Origin of the sequence: Streptomyces sp. Inha503, assembly GCF_047215865.1 — a bacterium.
Classification (GTDB): Bacteria; Actinomycetota; Actinomycetes; order Streptomycetales; family Streptomycetaceae; genus Streptomyces; species Streptomyces lycopersici.
This window is the reverse complement of sequence record NZ_CP178360.1, coordinates 4,842,970-4,861,219: the sequence shown is the minus strand read 5'-3', so window position 1 is coordinate 4,861,219 and position 18,250 is coordinate 4,842,970. Positions and strand designations below refer to the sequence as shown.

At 71.7% G+C, this 18,250-nt stretch carries 16 protein-coding genes and 1 tRNA gene; 9 read left to right on the top strand and 8 right to left on the bottom strand.

The genetic code is table 11. The annotated features are described in order from the left end of the window. Positions 1–333 precede the first annotated feature (333 nt). Complete coding sequence (locus ACJX2R_RS20385) at positions 334–1,437, top strand: sulfotransferase (protein WP_413101293.1); 1,104 nt, start codon at positions 334–336, stop codon at positions 1,435–1,437. 191 nt (positions 1,438–1,628) lie between these two features. Continuing rightward, entirely contained in the window at positions 1,629–2,564 is a 936-nt protein-coding gene (locus ACJX2R_RS20380) for a LysR family transcriptional regulator (RefSeq protein ID WP_413101292.1), read from the top strand. 63 nt (positions 2,565–2,627) lie between these two features. Here the strand turns inward: ACJX2R_RS20380 and crcB (ACJX2R_RS20375) are convergent, their stop codons facing one another. The 4 genes from crcB (ACJX2R_RS20375) to ACJX2R_RS20360 form a co-directional block, all read right to left on the bottom strand. After that, positions 2,628–3,002, bottom strand: coding sequence for a fluoride efflux transporter CrcB (gene crcB, locus ACJX2R_RS20375; protein ID WP_413101291.1), 375 nt, complete (start codon positions 3,000–3,002; stop codon positions 2,628–2,630). Further along, entirely contained in the window at positions 2,999–3,334 is a 336-nt protein-coding gene (locus ACJX2R_RS20370) for a DUF190 domain-containing protein (protein ID WP_413101290.1), read from the bottom strand. The genes crcB (ACJX2R_RS20375) and ACJX2R_RS20370 overlap by 4 nt, the downstream gene beginning before the upstream one ends. Beyond that, complete coding sequence (gene crcB / locus ACJX2R_RS20365) at positions 3,331–3,837, bottom strand: fluoride efflux transporter CrcB (RefSeq protein WP_413101289.1); 507 nt, start codon at positions 3,835–3,837, stop codon at positions 3,331–3,333. Before crcB (ACJX2R_RS20365) ends, ACJX2R_RS20370 begins: the two co-directional genes overlap by 4 nt. A 182-nt stretch (positions 3,838–4,019) precedes the next feature. Next, positions 4,020–5,066, bottom strand: a complete 1,047-nt coding sequence (locus ACJX2R_RS20360) for a polyprenyl synthetase family protein (protein ID WP_413101288.1) — start codon at positions 5,064–5,066, stop codon at positions 4,020–4,022. 169 nt (positions 5,067–5,235) lie between these two features. On the opposite strand from ACJX2R_RS20360, the gene ACJX2R_RS20355 reads away from it, so the two are divergent. Together ACJX2R_RS20355 and ACJX2R_RS20350 are read left to right on the top strand one after the other, a co-directional pair. Next, positions 5,236–5,454 (top strand): MbtH family protein, encoded by a 219-nt coding sequence (locus tag ACJX2R_RS20355; protein WP_413101287.1) that lies wholly within the window; start codon positions 5,236–5,238, stop codon positions 5,452–5,454. Positions 5,455–5,630: 176 nt separating this feature from the next. Next, positions 5,631–6,620: a zinc-binding alcohol dehydrogenase family protein gene (locus ACJX2R_RS20350; protein WP_262700133.1), complete on the top strand. Its 990-nt coding sequence runs from the start codon at positions 5,631–5,633 to the stop codon at positions 6,618–6,620. Positions 6,621–7,676: 1,056 nt separating this feature from the next. Here ACJX2R_RS20350 and ACJX2R_RS20345 read toward each other — a convergent pair. Next, the gene (locus tag ACJX2R_RS20345) at positions 7,677–8,087 is read right to left on the bottom strand and encodes a VOC family protein (RefSeq protein ID WP_413101286.1); all 411 of its coding nucleotides are present in this window, start codon (positions 8,085–8,087) and stop codon (positions 7,677–7,679) included. Positions 8,088–8,289: 202 nt separating this feature from the next. Continuing rightward, positions 8,290–8,712 carry a hypothetical protein gene (locus ACJX2R_RS20340; protein WP_413101285.1) on the bottom strand — a complete coding sequence of 141 codons (423 nt, stop codon included), beginning with the start codon at positions 8,710–8,712 and terminating at the stop codon, positions 8,290–8,292. A 179-nt stretch (positions 8,713–8,891) separates the two neighbouring features. On the opposite strand from ACJX2R_RS20340, the gene ACJX2R_RS20335 reads away from it, so the two are divergent. Both ACJX2R_RS20335 and ACJX2R_RS20330 read left to right on the top strand, forming a co-directional pair. Further along, entirely contained in the window at positions 8,892–9,362 is a 471-nt protein-coding gene (locus ACJX2R_RS20335) for a cation:proton antiporter regulatory subunit (RefSeq protein WP_413101284.1), read from the top strand. A 4-nt stretch (positions 9,363–9,366) separates the two neighbouring features. Beyond that, entirely contained in the window at positions 9,367–10,638 is a 1,272-nt protein-coding gene (locus tag ACJX2R_RS20330) for a cation:proton antiporter (protein ID WP_413101283.1), read from the top strand. A 123-nt stretch (positions 10,639–10,761) separates the two neighbouring features. Here the strand turns inward: ACJX2R_RS20330 and ACJX2R_RS20325 are convergent, their stop codons facing one another. Then, the gene (locus ACJX2R_RS20325; RefSeq protein WP_413101282.1) at positions 10,762–11,823 is read right to left on the bottom strand and encodes a sporulation protein; all 1,062 of its coding nucleotides are present in this window, start codon (positions 11,821–11,823) and stop codon (positions 10,762–10,764) included. 572 nt (positions 11,824–12,395) lie between these two features. Here ACJX2R_RS20325 and ctaD point away from each other — a divergent pair. Beyond that, positions 12,396–14,087: a cytochrome c oxidase subunit I gene (gene ctaD / locus ACJX2R_RS20320; protein ID WP_413101281.1), complete on the top strand. Its 1,692-nt coding sequence runs from the start codon at positions 12,396–12,398 to the stop codon at positions 14,085–14,087. A 137-nt stretch (positions 14,088–14,224) separates the two neighbouring features. On the opposite strand, the gene ACJX2R_RS20315 is transcribed toward ctaD, so the two are convergent. After that, positions 14,225–14,297 (bottom strand) — tRNA-Arg (locus ACJX2R_RS20315). A 381-nt stretch (positions 14,298–14,678) separates the two neighbouring features. Between ACJX2R_RS20315 and ACJX2R_RS20310 the strand changes: the two genes are divergently transcribed. Together ACJX2R_RS20310 and ACJX2R_RS20305 are read left to right on the top strand one after the other, a co-directional pair. Next, entirely contained in the window at positions 14,679–16,289 is a 1,611-nt protein-coding gene (locus ACJX2R_RS20310) for a dynamin family protein (protein WP_413105910.1), read from the top strand. A gap of 15 nt (positions 16,290–16,304) precedes the next feature. Beyond that, positions 16,305–18,200 carry a GTPase gene (locus tag ACJX2R_RS20305; RefSeq protein ID WP_413105909.1) on the top strand — a complete coding sequence of 632 codons (1,896 nt, stop codon included), beginning with the start codon at positions 16,305–16,307 and terminating at the stop codon, positions 18,198–18,200. Positions 18,201–18,250 lie beyond the last annotated feature (50 nt).

Below are 18,250 nucleotides of genomic sequence, written 5' to 3'. Positions count from 1 at the left end.
GCACTCTAGCAGTGCCGTTGGTACGAAAAGATGACCGTCTCGTCACGGAAGAAACTGTTCGATTACGGTTCCGTCCCCAGGGTCGAGTTGTGAAGTCCGGAGACGACTCTCAGATCGGGCTTCGTCGCTGGTAGTTGGGGGGTTCCTGAAGGTAACGCCCCTGTCGGATGTGAAAGTTGCGCAAAAGTGTAGGAAGCGGCTGAACCTTGAGTTCGCCCTCTCGCATCCCGTTGTGTGTGTTTCCCCTGTTCGATGGTCGGAGTCATCGTCGCCCGGGGCGTCCATTAGCATGCCCGCGGCCACCGAATCGACCGCGGTGTGTCATGGGCCACTATGGGAACGGCCACTAGGGAAACAACTAGTTGTCCGAGCAAGGAACGGGAGGAAGTGCGCGTGGTCAACCAGAAGTTGACATTTGTCGTCGGCACCGGACGGTGTGGTTCGACGGCTCTGTCTCAGATTATCAATATTCATCCGGATGTTCTCAGCATCAATGAATTGTTCGCCAGTATTCCCGACTCGGAGATACTGGACGAGGCCCCGCTGAGCGGTGCGGATTTCTGGGGATTTCTGTCCAGGCCCAATGTGGTCACCAATAGCATGATCAAAAATGGCGCCATCCCGCCCGAGTTCCTTTACCACAGGATGCCCAAGCGGCGGTTCGACGCGGAGACCACCGGTATCCCGGCCATCAGCGTCATGGTGCTGCCCCATCTGACCGACGACCCCGACGCGCTCTTCGACGAGTTGGCGGCCGAGGTCACCACCTGGCCCACCCGCCGTCCGGCAGACCACTGGACGGCCCTCTTCGCCACCCTCGGCGCACGGTTCGGCAACCCCGGAGCCGTCGTCGAGCGCACCGGCCTGTCCATCGGCCGCGTACCTGAGATGCACCGCGCCTTCCCCGAGGCCCGCTTCCTGCACCTCTACCGACAGGGCCCCGACTGTGCCGTCTCGATGAGCCGCCACTTCAGCTTCCGGATGATCCCGATGCTGTGGGAGATGGCGGCCCACTGCGGTCTCGAGACCCCGAGGCAGCTGACGCCGCGGCACGCGGACCAGCTCCCGCCCGACCTGGCCCCGCTGCTGAGCGACCGCTACGACCCGGCGCTGGTGTGGGACCGCCCCATCCCGATCGACGCGTTCGGCACCCTGTGGTCCGAGACGATCGTCGACGGTCTGAGGAAGCTGGACGAGGTCCCGGCGGAGCAGCGCGCCGCGCTGTCGTACGAGACCCTGCTGGAGGAGCCGGAGAAGGAGCTGATCCGGCTCGCCGAGTTCATCGGGGTGGAACCGCACCGCGACTGGCTGGACGCGTCCATCGCCCACCTCGACGGTGGCCGGCCGGGCGCGGCGAGCAGGCTGGCCGAGGAGGAGCTCACCTCGCTGCTGGAATCCTGTAGTCCGGGGATGCGGGCGCTGGCCGCCCACCAGTAGGGCGCATGTCGTCACTCGGCGGCGGCCGCCCTCCTGGAGGCCGGTCGCCGGGTGGCGCCCTGCTTTCCTCCGGAGTTCCGCCGGGTTCCCCGCCCGGCTCCGCCCGCCCCGAGGGAGCATCCCCGAGAGGGGCCCATACGTCCTGGGCACGCCGTGGCGAGACGTCCATAGCCGGTGCCTATCATCGTGGTGTGCAGTTGCATCAGCTGCGTTATTTCGCCACCGTCGCGGAGACCCGGCACTTCACCCGCGCCGCGGAGCTCCTGCATGTCGCCCAGCCCTCGCTGTCCCAGCAGATCCGCGCCCTCGAACGGGAGCTGGGAGCCGATCTCTTCCACCGGGCGCGCGGCAACATCGCCCTCACCGACGCGGGTGAGGCCCTGCTGCCACTGGCCCGCCAGATCCTCGCCGACACCGAGACCGCGCACCGCGAGGTCCAGGAGGTCGCCCAGCTGCGGCGCGGCCGGGTGCGGCTGGGAGCCACGCCGAGCCTGTGCGCCAGCTTCGTCCCCGATGTGCTGCGCCGCTTCCACGACGAGTTCCCGGGCATCGAGCTGATCGTGGACGAGGGCGGTTCCCAGGATCTGGTCCGCACGCTCTCCGCGGGCGAGCTGGACCTCGCTCTGATCATCACCCCGGTACTCGGCCAGGCCCCCGCCCTCGCCGCCACCGAGCTGCTGCGGGAGGAGCTGGTGGTGGCCTCCTCACCCGCGTCCCCGCCGCCCACCCGGCGCCGGCGGATCCAGGTCGAGGAGCTGCGGGACCGGCCGATGGTGATGTTCCGGCGCGGCTACGACCTGCGGGAATTCACCACGGCGGCCTGCCGGGCGGCCGGTTTCGAGCCGTCCTTCACGGTCGAGGGCGGTGAGATGGACGCGGTGCTGGGCTTCGTACGGGCCGGGCTCGGCATCGCCGTACTGCCGGGGATGGTGGCGGCCCGGTCCGGGCTGCGGATCACCCCGTTCGCGGGCCACGACATGCAGCGCACCATCGCCGTCGCCCACCGTAAGGACGTCGCGCCGCCCCGGGCCGCGCGGGAGCTGCGCCGGGTGATGCTGGAGCATCTGCGGACGGCGGCCACGGGGGAGTACGGCCTGCCGCCGACCACGACGCGACTGCTGCCGTAGTGGAGCGGCGGCGGTATGAACGGTAAGGGCGTCGCGGGCGGTAAGGCCGCCGGGCGTTGGTGATCAGCCCCAGATCGCGTGGGCCAGCCCCACACCCGCGAAGGCGGCGCCCACCCCGACCACCAGACTCAGGCCCACATTCGCCACGGCGAAGAGCCGGGCGCCCTCCTCGGCCAGCCGCAGGGTCTCGTACGAGAACGTCGAATACGTCGTCAGCGCCCCGCACAGCCCCGTGCCCAGCAGCAGTTGCAACTGCTGGGACGCCGCTCCCGCCGTCGCCGCGCCGGTCAGCAGGCCCAGCACCAGACAGCCCACCATATTGACCAGGAACGTGCCCCACGGGAACACCGAGTCGTGCCGTGTCTGCACCGCCCGGTCGGTCAGATAGCGCAGTGGGGCGCCGACCATCCCGCCCGCGATCACCAGCAGCCAGTTCACCGGGCCCGCCGCCGGGGGTGCACGATCTCGACCGGGTCGACCACCACGAGGCCGTCACCCACGATCTCCTCCAGCTCGGGCAGGAAGGACCGCACTCGCTCCTCCGTATCGATGATCACGATGGCCATGGGCAGATCCTCGCCGAGCGACAGCAGCCGCGAGGTGTGGATCAGGGACGTGGAGCCGTACCCCTCGACACCGCGGAACACGCTCGCCCCCGCGAGCCCCGCGCGATGGGCGCGGTGCACGATCTCGGCGGACAGCGGTTTGCGGTGCCAGGTGTCGTTCTCGCCGATGAAGACGGTCAGCCGCAGCGCGGGCTCGCCGGTCACCGGGCCGCCCTCCCGCCGGGGCCGCCGCCGTACGCGCCGAGGACGCGCCGGGTCGCCGCCACGGTCGCCCATACGGCCGTCATCGCCACCACGAGCGTGCCCAGCAGATAGCCGAAGGCGATCGCGATACGGCCGTCCTGGATCAGCCGGGTGAAGTCCACGGCGTGCGTCGAGAAGGTGGTGAAGCCACCGAGCACACCGGTGCCGAAGAAGGGCCGCACCAGCCGGTGGGCCGTCCACATCTCGGTGATCAGCACCAGGAAGACGCCGATGATCGCGCAGCCGAGGACGTTGACCAGCAGGATCGTCCAAGGGAAGGCGCTGGACGGGGTCGGCCACAGCAGCGACGCCGCGTAGCGGGCCGTCGCCCCGAGCGCGCCGCCCACCGCCACCACACCCACCACGGGGCCCTGCCCTCGCCACGGACTGTGCCGGACGGGCGGGACCGGGCCGGTATCGGGGTCGATGGGCTCGTCCACCACATCTGACCGTGAGCTGCCCATAGGGCTCAGATTACGTCGTGACGCGGACACCGGCCGACCGGGGCCGACGAAGGGGAGGGCGAGGGGGAGGGCGAGGAGAGAGGGATGTGCGCCTTACGGTCGCCGTACGGGCGTCTTACGGTTGCCGCATGGGCGTAACGGTCGTCGTACGGGCGCCTTACTCGCCTTACGGAGGAAGCCCGTCAGTGATCCCGGCGCGCCACGAAGTCGCACAGCGCGTGCAGGACCCGGGTCGCCGGACCGTCCGGCAGTCCGTTCGCCGCGGTCCGGGCGCGCAGCAGCCGGGCGTGCATCACCGTGCGCGCCTCCGCCAGCGCCCCGCAGCGGTGCAGCAGCGCGACGGCCCTCGGCAGCCCGCCGCCCTCCGGGCCCGCGGTGGCGGCGGTCAGCAGGGTGCGCAACTCGCCCGCCTCCGGCCGCTCGTCGGCCAGGGCCAGCAGCACCGGGAGGCTGGCGACCCCGATCGCGAGATCCTTGCCCTGTTCCTTGCCGGAGACCTCGGAGGTGGAGGTGATGTCGAGGATGTCGTCGGATATCTGGAACGCGATGCCCAGATGTTCCCCGTATTCGGCGAGCGTCTGGACGACATGCTCCGGGGCGCCCGTCCGGACCGCACCCAGCTGTAGCGCCATGGCGATCAGCGCGGCCGACTTCCCGGCCACCACCGTGAAGTAGTGGGAGAGCGGATCGTCGTCGTCCGAGGGGCCGACGAGTTCCCGTATCTGGCCCATGATCAGCCGATTGGTGACCTTGGACTGCAACCGTATGGTCTCCGGGCCGAGTTCCGCGGCGAGCTGGGCCGCCTTCGACAGCAGCCAGTTGCCCGCGAGGACGGCGGTGGTGTTGCCCCAGCGGGCGTTGACGCTGGGGACTCCGCGCCGGGTGCGGGCCTGGTCCATGACGTCGTCGTGGTAGAGCGAGGCGACGTGCACCAGCTCGGCCAGGGCGGCGGCCTCCACGGCGGTGGATGGGGCGGCGCCGACCGGGGCGCGCGCGCCGAACTCCGCGCCCACCAGCGCCAGCAGCGGGCGCAGCCGCTTGCCGCCGGGGCCGAAGAGATGTCCGGCGACTTCGGCGACACAAGGGTCCTGGGCCTCGGCGGCGAGAGCGCGCAGCCACTCCTCCGAGGCGTCCATTCCGCGTTCCAGCCGGGCCGTGAGCGCGGGGTCGCCGGTGGTGAGCTCCATGGCCATGGAGCCCCTGGGCTCGGTTCTGGCGGACGCGACCATGCCGCGGACCGTAGGCGAGGACCGCCCCGGAACCCCGAATTCCGTCAGGAAGGTGCCATTTCCCGTATCCCAGGCTTTTCCCCAGGCCCCCGGGAACCCCTCGGCGGGTCCCCGGCCCTGCCGGTACCGTCAAGCTCGTCGACGCCGACCGTGAGCGAGGAGACCAGCGATGAGCAACCCCTTCGAGAACCCCGACGGCCGCTATCTCGTGCTCGTCAACGAGGAGGGGCAGCACTCGCTGTGGCCCGCCTTCGCCGAGGTCCCGGCGGGGTGGACGGTCGCCCATGGCGAGGACGACCGCCAGGCGTGCCTGGACTACGTCAATGAGCACTGGACCGATATGCGCCCCACGAGCCTGATCAACGCGATGGACGGCCCCTCGGCCTGATCAACGCCAAGGACGGCACCTCGGCCTGACCGCGTCCGCACGCGGTTGGCAGTTTCCGGTCATATCTCTTCCCTTCTTGGCGCCGTATGGCCGTAACGCGTGCCTTACGGTCGCCACGGTGCTCACGGCGTTACGTTGGCGAGGTGACGGACACGAACGTCGACCTTCCGGCGACCATGCGGGCGTGGGTGGTCCCCACCCCGGGCCGGATCGAGCAGGTGGAGCTGCCGGTTCCGCGCCCGGCGGAGGACGAGCTGCTGGTCCGGGTCCGGGCCTGTGGCGTCTGCCGCACCGATCTGCATGTCCGCGACGGCGATCTGCCCCCGCACCGCAGCCCCGTCGTCCCCGGTCACGAGGCGGTCGGCGAGGTCGTCGCGGCGGGCTCGCGGGCGCACGGCCCCGGCCCCGGGATCCGGCTCGGCGTCCCCTGGCTGCGGAGTACCTGCGGCCGCTGCCGCTACTGCCTCCGGGGCCAGGAGAACCTGTGCCCGTTCTCCGAGTACACCGGCTGGGACGCGGACGGTGGCTACGCCGAGTACGTCACCGTACCGGCGGCCTACGCCTATGAGCTTCCCACCGGATACCGCGACGAGGAGCTCGCCCCGCTGCTGTGCGCCGGGATCATCGGCCACCGCGCGCTGCGCCGGGCCGATCTCCCGCCGGGCGGCCGGCTCGGCATCTACGGCTTCGGCGGCTCGGCGCACCTCACCGCCCAGGTCGCCATCGCGCAGGGCGCCGTCGTCCACGTCCTGACCCGCTCGCCCGCCGCCCGCGAGCTCGCCATGGACCTCGGCGCCGCCTCCGCGAACGACGCCTACGACCGCCCGCCCGAGCCGCTCGACGCCGCCATCCTCTTCGCCCCGGTGGGCGAACTGGTCCCGGTCGCCCTGGAGTCCCTGGACGCGGGCGGCACACTGAGCATCGCCGGGATCTACCTCACCGACATCCCGTCACTCGACTACGAGCGGCACCTCTTCCGCGAACGCACCGTTCGCAGCGTCACCGCCAACACTCGGGAGGACGGCCGCGAATTCCTCGCCGCGGCCGCCGAGCACCGGATCGGCGCCACGGTCACGCCGTACCCCTTCGACCGGGCGGACGCCGCCCTCGACGACCTCGCCGCCGACCGCGTCAACGGAGTGGCGGTCCTGACGATGCCGCACTAGGGGGGTGTCCCGCGGTGCCGAGTGGTGTCCTGTCGTGTCCTGTCCGACGGATCGTGACGCCTACGGCGCGCTGCTCCCCTCCCCGCCCCTTCCCTCAACTGGGGCTCCACCCCAGCCCCCGGCCCCGACGCTTCGCCCCTTCCCACGCCTCGGCCACGCGCCTCTGTTAGGCGCCTCCGCTAGGCGGCTCGGCTACGCGGCTGGGCTGGGCGGCTCCGCTAGGCGGCTGGGCTGGGCGGCTGGGCTAGGCGGCTCGGCTGGGCGCCTCCGTGACGCGGCTCGGCTGGGCGGCCTCGCTGGGCGGCTCGGCTACGCGGCTGGGCTGGGCGCCTCCGCGACGCGGCTCGGCCGGGCGGCTCCGCGACGCGGCTCGGCTACGCGGCTCGGCTGGGCGGCTCCGCGACGCGGCTCGGCCACGCGGCTCGGCTGGGCGCCTCCGTGACGCGGCTCGGCTGGGCGGCCTCGCTGGGCAGCTCGGCTACGCGGCTGGGCTGGGCACCTCCGCGACGCGGCTCGGCCGGGCGGCTCCGCTACGCGGCTCGGCTACGCGCCTCCGTGACGCGGCTCGGGTGGGCACCTCCGCCACGCGGCTGGGCTGGGCGGCTGGGCTACGCGGCTCGGCTACGCGCCTCCGTGACGCGGCTCGGGTGGGCGGCTCCGCCGCGCGGCTGGGCTGGGCGGCTCGGTTACGCGGCTCGGCTACGCGCCTCCGCGACGCGGCTCGGCTGGGCGGCTCCGCCGCGCGGCTCGGCTGGGCGGCTCCGCCGCGCGGCTCGGCTGGGCGGCTCCGCTGCGCGGCGGGGCTCCGCCCTGGGCCCCGGCTGTGCCGCGGGCGGCACGGTCGGCGCCCCGGCCGGGGGGCCGGCCGCGGCGACGGTCGGCCCACCGGCCCCCGGGGTCCAGGGGCGGAGCCCCTGGTAGCGGGAAGGGGCGGGGAGGGGAAAGCCTCGATACGCGGCTCCGCCGAGTGGTCCGCCGGACACCCTGCGGCGCGATGGCCTTGGCCCCGGGCCTGACCCCGGTGGCCCCGGGCCTGACCCTGGGAAACTCGGCACCTCAGGAATTCGACCAGCCGCGGCGGCACAGCACCAGGCGGTAGCCGTCCGGGTCCTCGATGGTGACGCCCCATTCGTTCCAGTACGGATTGGGGGAGGTGACACGGGTGCCGCCGTGCTGGGTGAGGCGGCCCACCAGTTCCTCGGGCACTGGTTCGTCGAGGTAGATCACCAGCAGATCCTCCTCGGTCGGCCGGGGCTCCACGGGGTGGGCCGCCTCGTGGACGAGCTCCAGATGCCAGGAGGCGTCCGGCCAACCCACCATCAGCAGATCGTGCTCCCCGGCCCGGTCACCGCCCTCGGCCCGGTACACCACGCTCAAGCCCAGCCCCGTACACCAGAAGCGCTCCGCCGCCGCGAGATCGCGCGAGGGGCGGGCGATGCGGATGTGGCTCTGACCGTCGGCGGGCATGGGCGCCTCCTTCGTCGTGGCGGAACACGTGGAACACATCGACGGCACCGTGATCGCCGGGCCGCGCCCCGAGCCTAGGGACGGGCCCGCCGCGGGGTATCGGCCGCGCGCCGGGCCTTCCCACGGCCGTGGGACCTACGACCGTGGACCGGGCCACTTCACCCCGTGGACCGGTCGCATCGCCTCTCGCGGACCGGTCACCTCACTCCGGCGACCCCGGACGGCGACCGAGCGGGCTGATGCGACGGTATCCCGCCCGGGCGTTGACAATGCGGGCGAGCGCGGTGCCCGCGACGGCCGCCGCCAGGAGACAGGCGAGCCAGCGGGCGTCGCGGCCGCCCGCCCAGGAGAGCTGCCCCGCGGGCGGAATGGCGAAGCCGTTGAGGAACAGCCAGCACAGCCCCGCCGTACCGGGCGCCGCGACGAATCGCGCGCACAGCCCCAGCAGCGCGGCCAGCAGCGAGAGCGCGACCAGGGCGAACATCGGGCGGCCGTGGCCGCCCAGGAAGTTCAGGGTCGCCACCAGCGCCAGCGCGCCCAGGAAGGCCCCGCCCCAGATGACGGGAGTGGCGACCGGATCGGGGACTGGCCTGATCCCGGTGCTGAGCCGCCTCCACTCGATCATGGGCACCACCCCTCCTCTGGGCACCATCCTCTTCGTAGATCGATGGCTACCCCACCCATACGCGGTCGGCATCGTCCCATCGCACCCTCGCGCACCTGCCGTCATTACCAATTCTTTGCCATTCGTTAGGGTGGCACAAGAATCGAGCGACGAGAGGGATGATTGTGGGCGCTCCGCGCATGAGCAGTACGCCATTGCCCGGCATCGGGGTTCGCTACGACCTGACGACACGAGAGAACAGGCGGCTTTCGGTCATCGCGCATCGCGACGGCGGACGGACGCTGAGTGCGTACCGGAAGGAGGACCCCGATGAGTGTGCCCTGTCCACCAGGCTGACCCCAGGGGAAGCGGAGGCGCTCATCGGGGTCCTGATGCCAAGTCATCACAGCCCGAATCTGCTGTCCACCACCGAGCTGGGGCTGGTGGCCGAGCGGATCGAGCTGTCGTCCACGTCGTACTGGAACGGGAGGGTGCTGGGCGAGACGCGGATGCGGACGGAGACCGGTGTCTCGATCGTGGCCGTCCTGCGCAGGGCGGAGGCGATCCCCTCCCCGACCCCCGACTTCCGGCTGGCCGGTGGGGACGAACTGATCGTGATCGGCACCCGCGAGGGTGTGGAAACGGCCGCGGCGATACTCGGGCGGGAGTGAGCCCATGCATTCGTCCGCTGTCTTTCTGATCGAGTTCGGCGCGGTCATCCTGAGCCTCGGGCTGCTGGGGCGGCTCGCCGGGCGGTTCCAGTTCTCCCCGATCCCGCTGTATCTGCTGGCCGGACTGGCCTTCGGCGAGGGCGGGCTGCTGCCGCTGGGGGCGAGCGAGGAGTTCGTCGCGACCGGCGCCGAGATCGGCGTCATCCTGCTGCTGCTGATGCTCGGGCTGGAGTACACCGCCAGCGACCTGGTCAGCAATCTCAAGACCCAGTACCCGGCCGGGCTCGTCGACGCGGTGCTCAACGCCCTGCCCGGCGCCGTCATGGCCCTGCTGCTGGGGTGGGGGCCGGTGGCCGCCGTCGTGCTGGCCGGCGTCACCTGGATCTCCTCCTCCGGCGTCATCGCCAAGGTGCTCGGCGATCTGGGCCGGCTCGGCAACCGTGAGACCCCGGTGATCCTCAGCATCCTCGTCCTCGAGGACCTGGCGATGGCCGTGTATCTGCCGATCGTCACCGCCCTGCTGGCCGGTGCGGGCCTGGCGGCGGGCAGCGTCACCCTGGCCATCGCCCTCGGCGTGGCCGGTCTGGTGCTGTTCCTGGCCGTCCGCTACGGGCGGCACATCTCCCGCTTCGTCTCCAGCGACGACCCCGAGAAGCTGCTGCTGGTGGTGCTCGGGCTGACGCTGCTGGTGGCGGGGATCGCACAGCAGCTCCAGGTGTCGGCGGCCGTCGGCGCGTTCCTGGTGGGCATCGCCCTCTCCGGGGAGGTCGCCGAGGGTACGCACCATCTGCTCAGCCCGCTGCGGGATCTGTTCGCCGCCGTGTTCTTCGTCTTCTTCGGCCTGCACACGGATCCGGCCAGCATTCCCCCGGTGCTGCTGCCCGCCATGACGCTGGCCGTCCTCACCGCCGGTACGAAGATCGCCACCGGCTACTGGGCGGCGCGGCGGGCCGGGATCTCGGCCCGGGGCCGCTGGCGGGCGGGCGGCACGCTGGTGGCCCGGGGCGAGTTCTCGATCGTCATCGCGGGGCTCGCCGTCACGGCTGGTATCGAACCGTCGCTCGGCCCACTGGCCACGGCCTACGTCCTGATCCTGGTCGTCCTGGGCCCGCTCACCGCCCGCTGGACCGAGCCCGTCGCCCGGCGGTTCACGGCCCGGCTGGCGGCGCGCCGCGAGCCCGCTGTCGCCGCGGCGGTCGAGGGCGGCGGCGGTGGTGCGGCGAAGGAGCCGCGAGGGGCGGTGGACGACCCGGACGCGGTGGGGCGCCGCTCATAGCCGTTCGTCGGTGCGTATAGGTCGGGTGCGTACGGGTCGGTGCGTACGGGGAGGGCCGCGGGAGGACCCGCGGCCCTCCGGCCCTCCGCGTCCCTCCGCGGCTCAGCCCCGGTGCTCCGTGGCTCAGCCCCGGCCCCCCTCCTCGGCCCCTGAGCCCCTTAAGTCTCTTCTGTCCTCTAAGCCCTCTAAGCCTTCCAACTCACCCAAGTCACCCAACTCACCCAACTCACCTAAGCCCGCTAAATCGCCTAACCCCGCTAAGTTCCCTAACGCGTCGCCGAGCCCGGCCGCGACCATGCTGCCGCCCACGGCCCCGCCCGCCGCCGTACCGGCCGTGACGCCCGCGCTGCCCGCGCTGCCCGCGCTGCCCGCGATGGCCGCACCGGGGCGGCCATCGCGGGCGGTATGCGTCGCGCGGGATTCGATGAGCGCCCGGATCCAGGAGTCGACCTGGCCGGTCCAGTCGCGCCGTTCGAGGCCCTCATGGCGCACGGTGTGGCGGGCCAGGGCGCCAGGGCCCCCGCCGCGCTTATCGGCCTCCAGGACGACTTCCATGCCGTCGGGCCCGGCGAGAAGGGTCAGTGTGATCTCGTTCACGTCGTGGAGGTACCGAGGGGCGGGGGTGAGCTCGATCTCCTGGTGGAAGGGGAGCCGCTGCCCGGTGCCCGCGATATGGGCGAGCCGCAGATCGGCGGCGACGAGGCCGAAGCCGAGCCGCCCCAGCGCCCCCAGCACGGCCTCCTGGACCGGCAGCGGGCGCACGATCAGCGGCTCCGGATCGCCGTGGTCCCTCACACCGGCCGCCGCGAGCTCGACCTGGACGCCCAGGACGACACCCAGCGGCTGTCCGGACATCTCGGTGAGCGGCGTTTCCCACGGTATGTGGATGGTGAACGGAATGTCTCTGTGCTCTCTCGCGTCGAGCCGGAACCCGCCGCTGAGCCGGAGGCGGTCGAAGACCACGCCGCCCTCGCGCTCCTCACCGCCGTACCTGGTCTCGACCCCGGCGGCCAGCTCGGCGACCAGCTCAAGCGCGAGGTGCTCGAGGTCGCAGGCGCTGCCTCCGCCCCGGAGCCGCACATGCCCCCGCACCACCCCACCGGGGCGCACCGGCTCCCGGTCCAGGATCGTGTCCACGACGGGCCCACCGACCCCGAGCGAGCCGAGCACTCGTTTGAACACCATCGCGGCGTTCACTCCTTCACTGTCACTGTGATCGTTCTCTGTCCCGTGGGGGGCGTTCGTTCCTGAGTTCCGTGGGGGGCATGCGTGGAACGAACGGGAAGGTAAAGGGATTCCCATGTACGCGTCCTGGTGTGGCAAAACCGGCCAGGGTGGCGCGGTCCCGGCCGCCGACGTGCCCGACGGTCCGGCTCAGTGTTCATTCGCTCACGGACAGCTATTCTGAATGGGCCCTCCGGCCATGGGTAACTCGCGTCGGCCCGCGGAATCCGGGGCGGCTGATCCCAGCGGCTCATCCCAGAGGACGGGAGAAACCGATGTCACGTGTGCGACGGGTGAGATCGGCGCTGCTGAGCGCCGTGGCAATCGTCGTGAGCGCGGGAATCCGGCGATGGCGGCGCAGATCGGCCCGTGAGTCGCGCCCAGGACTCCGGTGAATGACTCGGCCGCTACGGCGAGTCGGGTCCGAATCGCCATTCCGCTTCGGGTAATGGTGGGCGAATCGATACAACGAATTCGTCGGCCGGTGCCGCCGGCCGCCCACCCATGCAGACGGCCGAGGAGCGGACACGGACATGGCGACGACAACCAAGCCCGAATTTGAAGCTCCCGCCGAACCCACCAAACTCGGCACCATCGTGGTCGACTGGCTCACCACCACGGACCACAAGAAAATCGGACACCTGTACTTGGTGACCGCGTTCGGTTTCTTTCTGATCGGCGGCCTTCTGGCCATGATCATGCGGGCCGAACTCGCCCGGCCCGGACTGCAATTGATCAGCCCGGAGCAGTACAACCAGGCTTTCACCCTGCACGGCACGCTGATGCTGCTGTTCTTCGCCACACCGGTATTCGCCGGATTCGCCAACGAGATCATGCCGCTCCAGATCGGCGCCCCGGATGTCGCCTTCCCCCGGCTGAACATGCTCTCGTACTGGCTCTTCCTCTTCGGCGGGCTGATCGTGATCGGCAGTCTGCTCACCCCCAGCGGCGCGGCGGACTTCGGCTGGACGGCCTATACGCCGCTCAGCAGCAAGGTACGGACGCCGGGCGTGGGCGGCGACATGTGGGTGATGGGCCTCGCCCTCTCCGGCTTCGGGACGATCCTGGGCGCCGTCAACTTCATCACGACCGTCGTGTGCATGCGCGCCCCGGGAATGACGATGTTCCGGCTGCCCATCTTCACCTGGAACATCCTCTTCACGTCGATCCTGGTGCTGCTCGCCTTTCCCATCCTGGCGGCCGCCCTGCTGGTGCTGGAGGCGGACCGAAGATTCGGCGCGGTCGTCTTCGAGGGGGCCAACGGCGGTCCGGTGCTGTGGCAGCACCTCTTCTGGTTCTTCGGCCATCCCGAGGTCTACATCATCGCCCTGCCGTTCTTCGGCATCATCACCGAAATCATTCCGGTGTTCTCCCGCAAGGTGGTCTTCGGATATATGGGTCTGGTGGGTGCCACCATCGGTATCACCGGTCTCTCCGCGACGGTGTGGGCCCACCACATGTTCGCCACCGGAGCGGTACTCCTGCCGTTCTTCTCCTTTATGACGTTCCTCATCGCGGTGCCGACCGGGGTGAAGTTCTTCAACTGGGTCGGCACCATGTGGCGTGGCTCCCTCTCCTTCGAGACGCCGATGCTCTGGGCCATCGGCTTCCTGGCCACCTTCCTCTTCGGCGGGCTGACCGGGGTGATCCTGGCCTCGCCTCCGCTGGATTTCGAGGTCCACGACAGCTATTTCGTCGTCGCCCACTTCCACTACGTGGTCTTCGGCACGGTGGTCTTCGCGATGTTCGCCGGATTCTATTTCTGGTGGCCCAAGTTCACCGGCAGGATGCTCGACGAACGCCTCGGCAAGATCCACTTCTGGACCCTGTTCGTCGGCTTTCACACCACCTTCCTGGTCCACCACTGGCTCGGCGTCATCGGCATGCCGCGTCGCTATGTCGACTATCTGGCGGCCGACGGCTTCACCACGCTGAACACGGTCTCCACCATCGGCTCGTTCCTCCTCGGCCTGTCCACGCTGCCGTTCATCTACAACGTGTGGAAAACCGGGAAGTACGGGAAGCGGGTCGAGCTCGACGACCCCTGGGGATGGGGCCGCTCCCTGGAATGGGCCACCTCCTGCCCCCCGCCCCGGCACAACTTCCTCACCCTGCCGAAGATCCGCTCCGAATCCCCCGCCTTCGACCTCCACCACCCCGAGGTCGTCCCCCACGAGGTCCCCACCACCGACCGGCCGCCCCTCTCCGAGGGCCGCGGGGACTGACCCCCGAGCCGAGATCGGCTCAATCACGAGAACGACGACCGGGGTGTTCCCGACCGCATCCGCGTGTCTGTGGCCTTATGCGCTCTCAGCAGCGCGAAGACCCCCTCCGCTACGTGCGTAGAGGAGAGGGCCCAGTGCGCCCCCGGCAGGACTCGAACCTGCGGCCAAGCGCTTAGAAGGCGCCTGCTCTATCCACTGAGCTACGGGGGCCGGTGGTGGTCATGGAGCGGGTGAGCCCCCGGTGCCTGCGGGGCCGACGGGCGGCCGTGGTGCGGGTGGCCGGGCTCGACGGACCGTGACCTTGCCGGGACAAGGATAGGGCTCCTTGCACCTCGCCCCGGTTGCTTCACCTCCGTGGCACGTTGTGGAGGTTCGGTGAAGCGGTCTGATAATCGCAGGCAGGTCCGAAACTTGCATCGTTTTTCACGCCTCAAGGAACGGGTGTTGTGCACTCGTTATGCCCGCGCCCCTGTCGTCACGTCTGTCTCGTGCTCCTTTTGGGGTGATCCGGGTGGGTCTCTTTGACGCGCACGAGTGAGCATACGCTTCAAAAAGCCACTAAAAGCGGGCATTCTTCACCATGTGGCGATCTTGGATGTACGGCCCCGGCTGCTCGACGCGCTGACCTCACTGCGTGACCGTGTGGACGCCGTTCGGTTTCCGCTCCCCCTTCCCGGCGCCGACCGCGCTCGCCGTAGCCGTGCCGAGCTGCTCGCTCAACTGGACGACTACCTCGTGCCCCGGTTGCGCGCCCCCGAAGCGCCCCTCCTGGCGGTAATCGGGGGATCGACGGGTGCGGGCAAGTCCACCCTGGTCAATTCGCTGGTCGGCCGACGGGTCACCGAGGCAGGTGTGTTGCGGCCCACAACGCGTACGCCGGTGCTGGTGTGCCACCCCGACGATCACCCCTGGTTCGCCGGACAGCGGGTGCTGCCGCGGCTCACCCGGGTGTGGGTGCCGGCGCAGGGAGAGCGGGCGGAGAGCGCGTACGACGAGGAGGGGCGGGCGCAGGAGGGGCCGGCGGCGCTGCGGGTGGAGACCGACCCGGGGCTCGCGCGGGGGCTCGCCCTGCTCGACGCGCCCGACATCGACTCGCTCGTCGCGCGGAACCGCGATCTGGCCGCGGAACTGATCTGCGCCGCCGACATCTGGGTGCTCGTCACCACCGCCACCCGTTACGGCGACGCCGTCCCCTGGCATCTGCTGCGTACCGCCAAGGAGTACGACGTCACCCTCGTCACCGTCCTCGACCGGGTGCCGCACCAGCTTGCCGCCGAGGTCTCGCGGCAGTACGCCGGGCTCCTTACGGCGGCCGGGCTCGGCGATGTCCCGCGCTTCACCATCCCCGAGCTCCCCGAATCCGCGGGCGGTGGCAGGGGGCTGCTCCCGGCCACCGCCGTCGCCGCCCTGCGGGCCTGGCTCACCCAGCACGCACAGGATCCGTACGCCCGTACCGTCGCCGCCGCCCGTACGGCCGCCGGGACGCTGGCCTCGCTGCGCGCCCGGATGCCCGCGCTGGCCGGGGCCGCGGCGGCGCAGCACGCGGCCGCGGTGCGGCTGATCCAGCGGGTCGAGGGCGCGTACGGGGAGGCCGGGGAGCGGGTGCGGCGCGAGATCGCGCAGGGGGCGCCGCTCGCGGGCGGTGCGCTCACCCACTGGCACGGGCTGCCGCACGGCAGCGCCCCCGATGAGCTCCTTACGGCTCTCACCGACTCCCTGGCCACCCTGCTGCGCAGTGCGGCCGCCACGGCTGACGAACGGGTCGCGGAGGCCGGGAGGCAGGACCCGGCCGCGCGGGTCGGACTCGCCCCGTGCGACGCGCGCGGCGCCGCCGAGCGGATCGGCGTGGCCGTACGGCACTGGCGGCGCTGCGCCGAGGAGCTGGCCGAGGAGGAGGCCCGGGCCCGGATCGCCGAATACGGGGGCAACTGCGTTCCCGAGGAGATCGCCGCCCTGCTCGCCGCGTCCCTCCTGGGCGGACGCCGCGCCCGTAAGGCGGGCGAGAAGCTCGCCGAGACCCTGGGCGCGCATGCGGCGCTGCGTCTCGGCGACCGCGGCGGGCGGCTGCTCGACGGCTGTGTCACCCGCGCCATGCGGGCGGAGCGCGACCGCAGGCTCGCCCCTCTGGACGCCCTGGACATGTCCCCGGAACACCAGGTCGAGCTGATCGCCGCGCTGTCCGTACTTCAGAAGGAGAGGTGACCGCAGGTGACGACCATGGAGGGCAACGGCGGCAACGAGCGCGGCGGGGGCGGCGGGGGAGACCGGGCGGCGGGGGTCCGCCACACCTGGGACGACGGCCTGATCGCCCGGCGGGCGCACCGCCGGGCCGCCGGGCGCGCCGCGGGCCGCCCGGCCCGTGCGATGGACCAGGGGGCGGCGGAGGAGGCCGCACCGGACATCCCCGGCGCCGCGGCGGGCTACTTCCCGGAGGAGGAGACCGGGCGACGGTCCTTCGGCGGCCCTCCGTACGCCGTGTACCAGGCCGGCGTCCGCAGCTTCGCCACGGGCACCCTGCGGCCCCGTCTGGAGGCCCTGCGCCAGCTCGTCGGGCTGTCCCGGCCCCGGCTCGAGGGGCGCACGCTCGCCGGGGCCGCGCGGGTGCTCGACGAGGCGGACGCGCGGGGACGGCATCCTTACGGGCACACCGTGGTCGCCGTCGCCGGGGCCACCGGAAGCGGTAAGTCGACACTGTTCAACGCACTCGCCGGAGCCCCACTCTCCGAGACCGGGATCCGCCGCCCGACCACCGCCACGCCCCTCGCCTGCGCCTGGACCGACCACGCCGACGGCCTGCTGGACCGGCTCGGCATCCCGGCGGTGGACCGGCGCAACCCGGGCTATCCGTACGACCCCGCGCTGCGCGGCCTGGTCCTGCTCGACCTGCCCGACCACGACTCGGCCGCCCCGGGCCACCGGGAGCGGGTGGACCGGCTGCTCGGTCTCGTGGACGCGGTGGTGTGGGTGGTGGACCCCGAGAAGTACGCGGACGCGGTCCTCCATGAGCGCTATCTGCGGCCACTGGCCGGATACGCCGAGGTGACCTTCGTCGTGCTCAACCAGGTGGACCGGCTCCCGGGCGAGGCCGCGGACCAAGTGCTGGACGATCTGCGGCGGCTGCTGGACGAGGACGGGCTCGCGCTCGGGGAGCACGGGGAGCCGGGAGCGGCCGTGCTGGCCCTGTCCGCGCTGACCGGCGAGGGCGTCGGGGAGCTCCGGGAGACGCTCGCGCGGCTCACGGCCGAGTGCGGCGCCGCCGAGCGCCGGCTGTCGGCGGACGTGGACGGCACCATGACGCGGCTGCGGCCGCAGTATGTGGCGGACAGCGGGCCGGTCGGGCTCACCGAGCGGGCGCGGGCGGAGTTCGAGGACCGGCTGGCCGAGGCGGCGGGCGCGGGCGCGGCCGGGAAGGCGGCCGAGCGCGCCTGGCTGAGGGACGCGGAGCGGGCGTGCGGAACGCCCTGGGGGCGGTTGCGGGGGAGGAAGGGCCGAGCCTCGGGGGGCTCTCGGGGCTCGCGAGCCCACGGAGCCGGGGAGTGGACGGAGATCCCGGGCGCGCGGGCGCGCACGCTGGCGGTGGAGGCGGTCACGGCGCGCCCCGCGGTGGAGGAGGCGGTACGGACGCTCGGGGACGAGGCGACGGACGGGCTGCCCGGTCCATGGGCCCAGGCCGTCCGGGAGGCGGCGGGATGGGGCGGCAGGGGGCTGGCGGAGGCGGTGGACGAGGCGGTGGCGGCCGAGACGGCGCACCGGCGGCCGGTCCGGCCCGTGTGGTGGTCGATGGTGGCGACGGCTCAGGTGACCGTGCTGCTGGTGCAGGTGACGGGGGTGCTGTGGCTGTTGGGCGCCATGGCCGGGGTGTTCGGCGGGCCGGAGTGGTGGCTGCCGGCGCTGCTGGTGATGGGCGGGGCGGCGGTAGGCCCGACGCTGGCATGGGGCTCCCGGGCGGCCGCGCGGGGCCCCGCCCGGCGCCACGGCCGGTCGGTGGAGGCCCGCCTGCGGGAAGCGGCGGCCGAGTGCGGGCGCAGACGGGTACTGGAGCCGGTGGAGACGGAACTGGCGCGGTACGGGGAGGTACGGGCGCAGTACGTGGTCGCGGCGGGCGGGGTGTGACGGGCGGTCACTCGTCCGGGTGGCCGAGTTGTCCACAAGCGCGGGGTCGT

What these genes read in the sequence shown, in the direction of transcription:
- ACJX2R_RS20330 (WP_413101283.1), top strand. Translation starts at nt 9,367, where the DNA reads ATGCATTCGTCCGCTGTCTTTCTGATCGAGTTCGGCGCGGTCATCCTG.
- ACJX2R_RS20350 (WP_262700133.1), top strand. Translation starts at nt 5,631, where the DNA reads ATGCGGGCGTGGGTGGTCCCCACCCCGGGCCGGATCGAGCAGGTGGAG.
- ACJX2R_RS20335 (WP_413101284.1), top strand. Translation starts at nt 8,892, where the DNA reads ATGAGCAGTACGCCATTGCCCGGCATCGGGGTTCGCTACGACCTGACG.
- ACJX2R_RS20305 (WP_413105909.1), top strand. Translation starts at nt 16,305, where the DNA reads ATGGAGGGCAACGGCGGCAACGAGCGCGGCGGGGGCGGCGGGGGAGAC.
- crcB (WP_413101289.1), bottom strand. Translation starts at nt 3,837, where the DNA reads ATGGGCAGCTCACGGTCAGATGTGGTGGACGAGCCCATCGACCCCGAT.
- ACJX2R_RS20340 (WP_413101285.1), bottom strand. Translation starts at nt 8,712, where the DNA reads ATGATCGAGTGGAGGCGGCTCAGCACCGGGATCAGGCCAGTCCCCGAT.
- ACJX2R_RS20385 (WP_413101293.1), top strand. Translation starts at nt 334, where the DNA reads ATGGGAACGGCCACTAGGGAAACAACTAGTTGTCCGAGCAAGGAACGG.
- ACJX2R_RS20345 (WP_413101286.1), bottom strand. Translation starts at nt 8,087, where the DNA reads ATGCCCGCCGACGGTCAGAGCCACATCCGCATCGCCCGCCCCTCGCGC.
- ACJX2R_RS20325 (WP_413101282.1), bottom strand. Translation starts at nt 11,823, where the DNA reads ATGGTGTTCAAACGAGTGCTCGGCTCGCTCGGGGTCGGTGGGCCCGTC.
- ACJX2R_RS20355 (WP_413101287.1), top strand. Translation starts at nt 5,236, where the DNA reads ATGAGCAACCCCTTCGAGAACCCCGACGGCCGCTATCTCGTGCTCGTC.
- ACJX2R_RS20360 (WP_413101288.1), bottom strand. Translation starts at nt 5,066, where the DNA reads ATGGTCGCGTCCGCCAGAACCGAGCCCAGGGGCTCCATGGCCATGGAG.
- ctaD (WP_413101281.1), top strand. Translation starts at nt 12,396, where the DNA reads ATGGCGACGACAACCAAGCCCGAATTTGAAGCTCCCGCCGAACCCACC.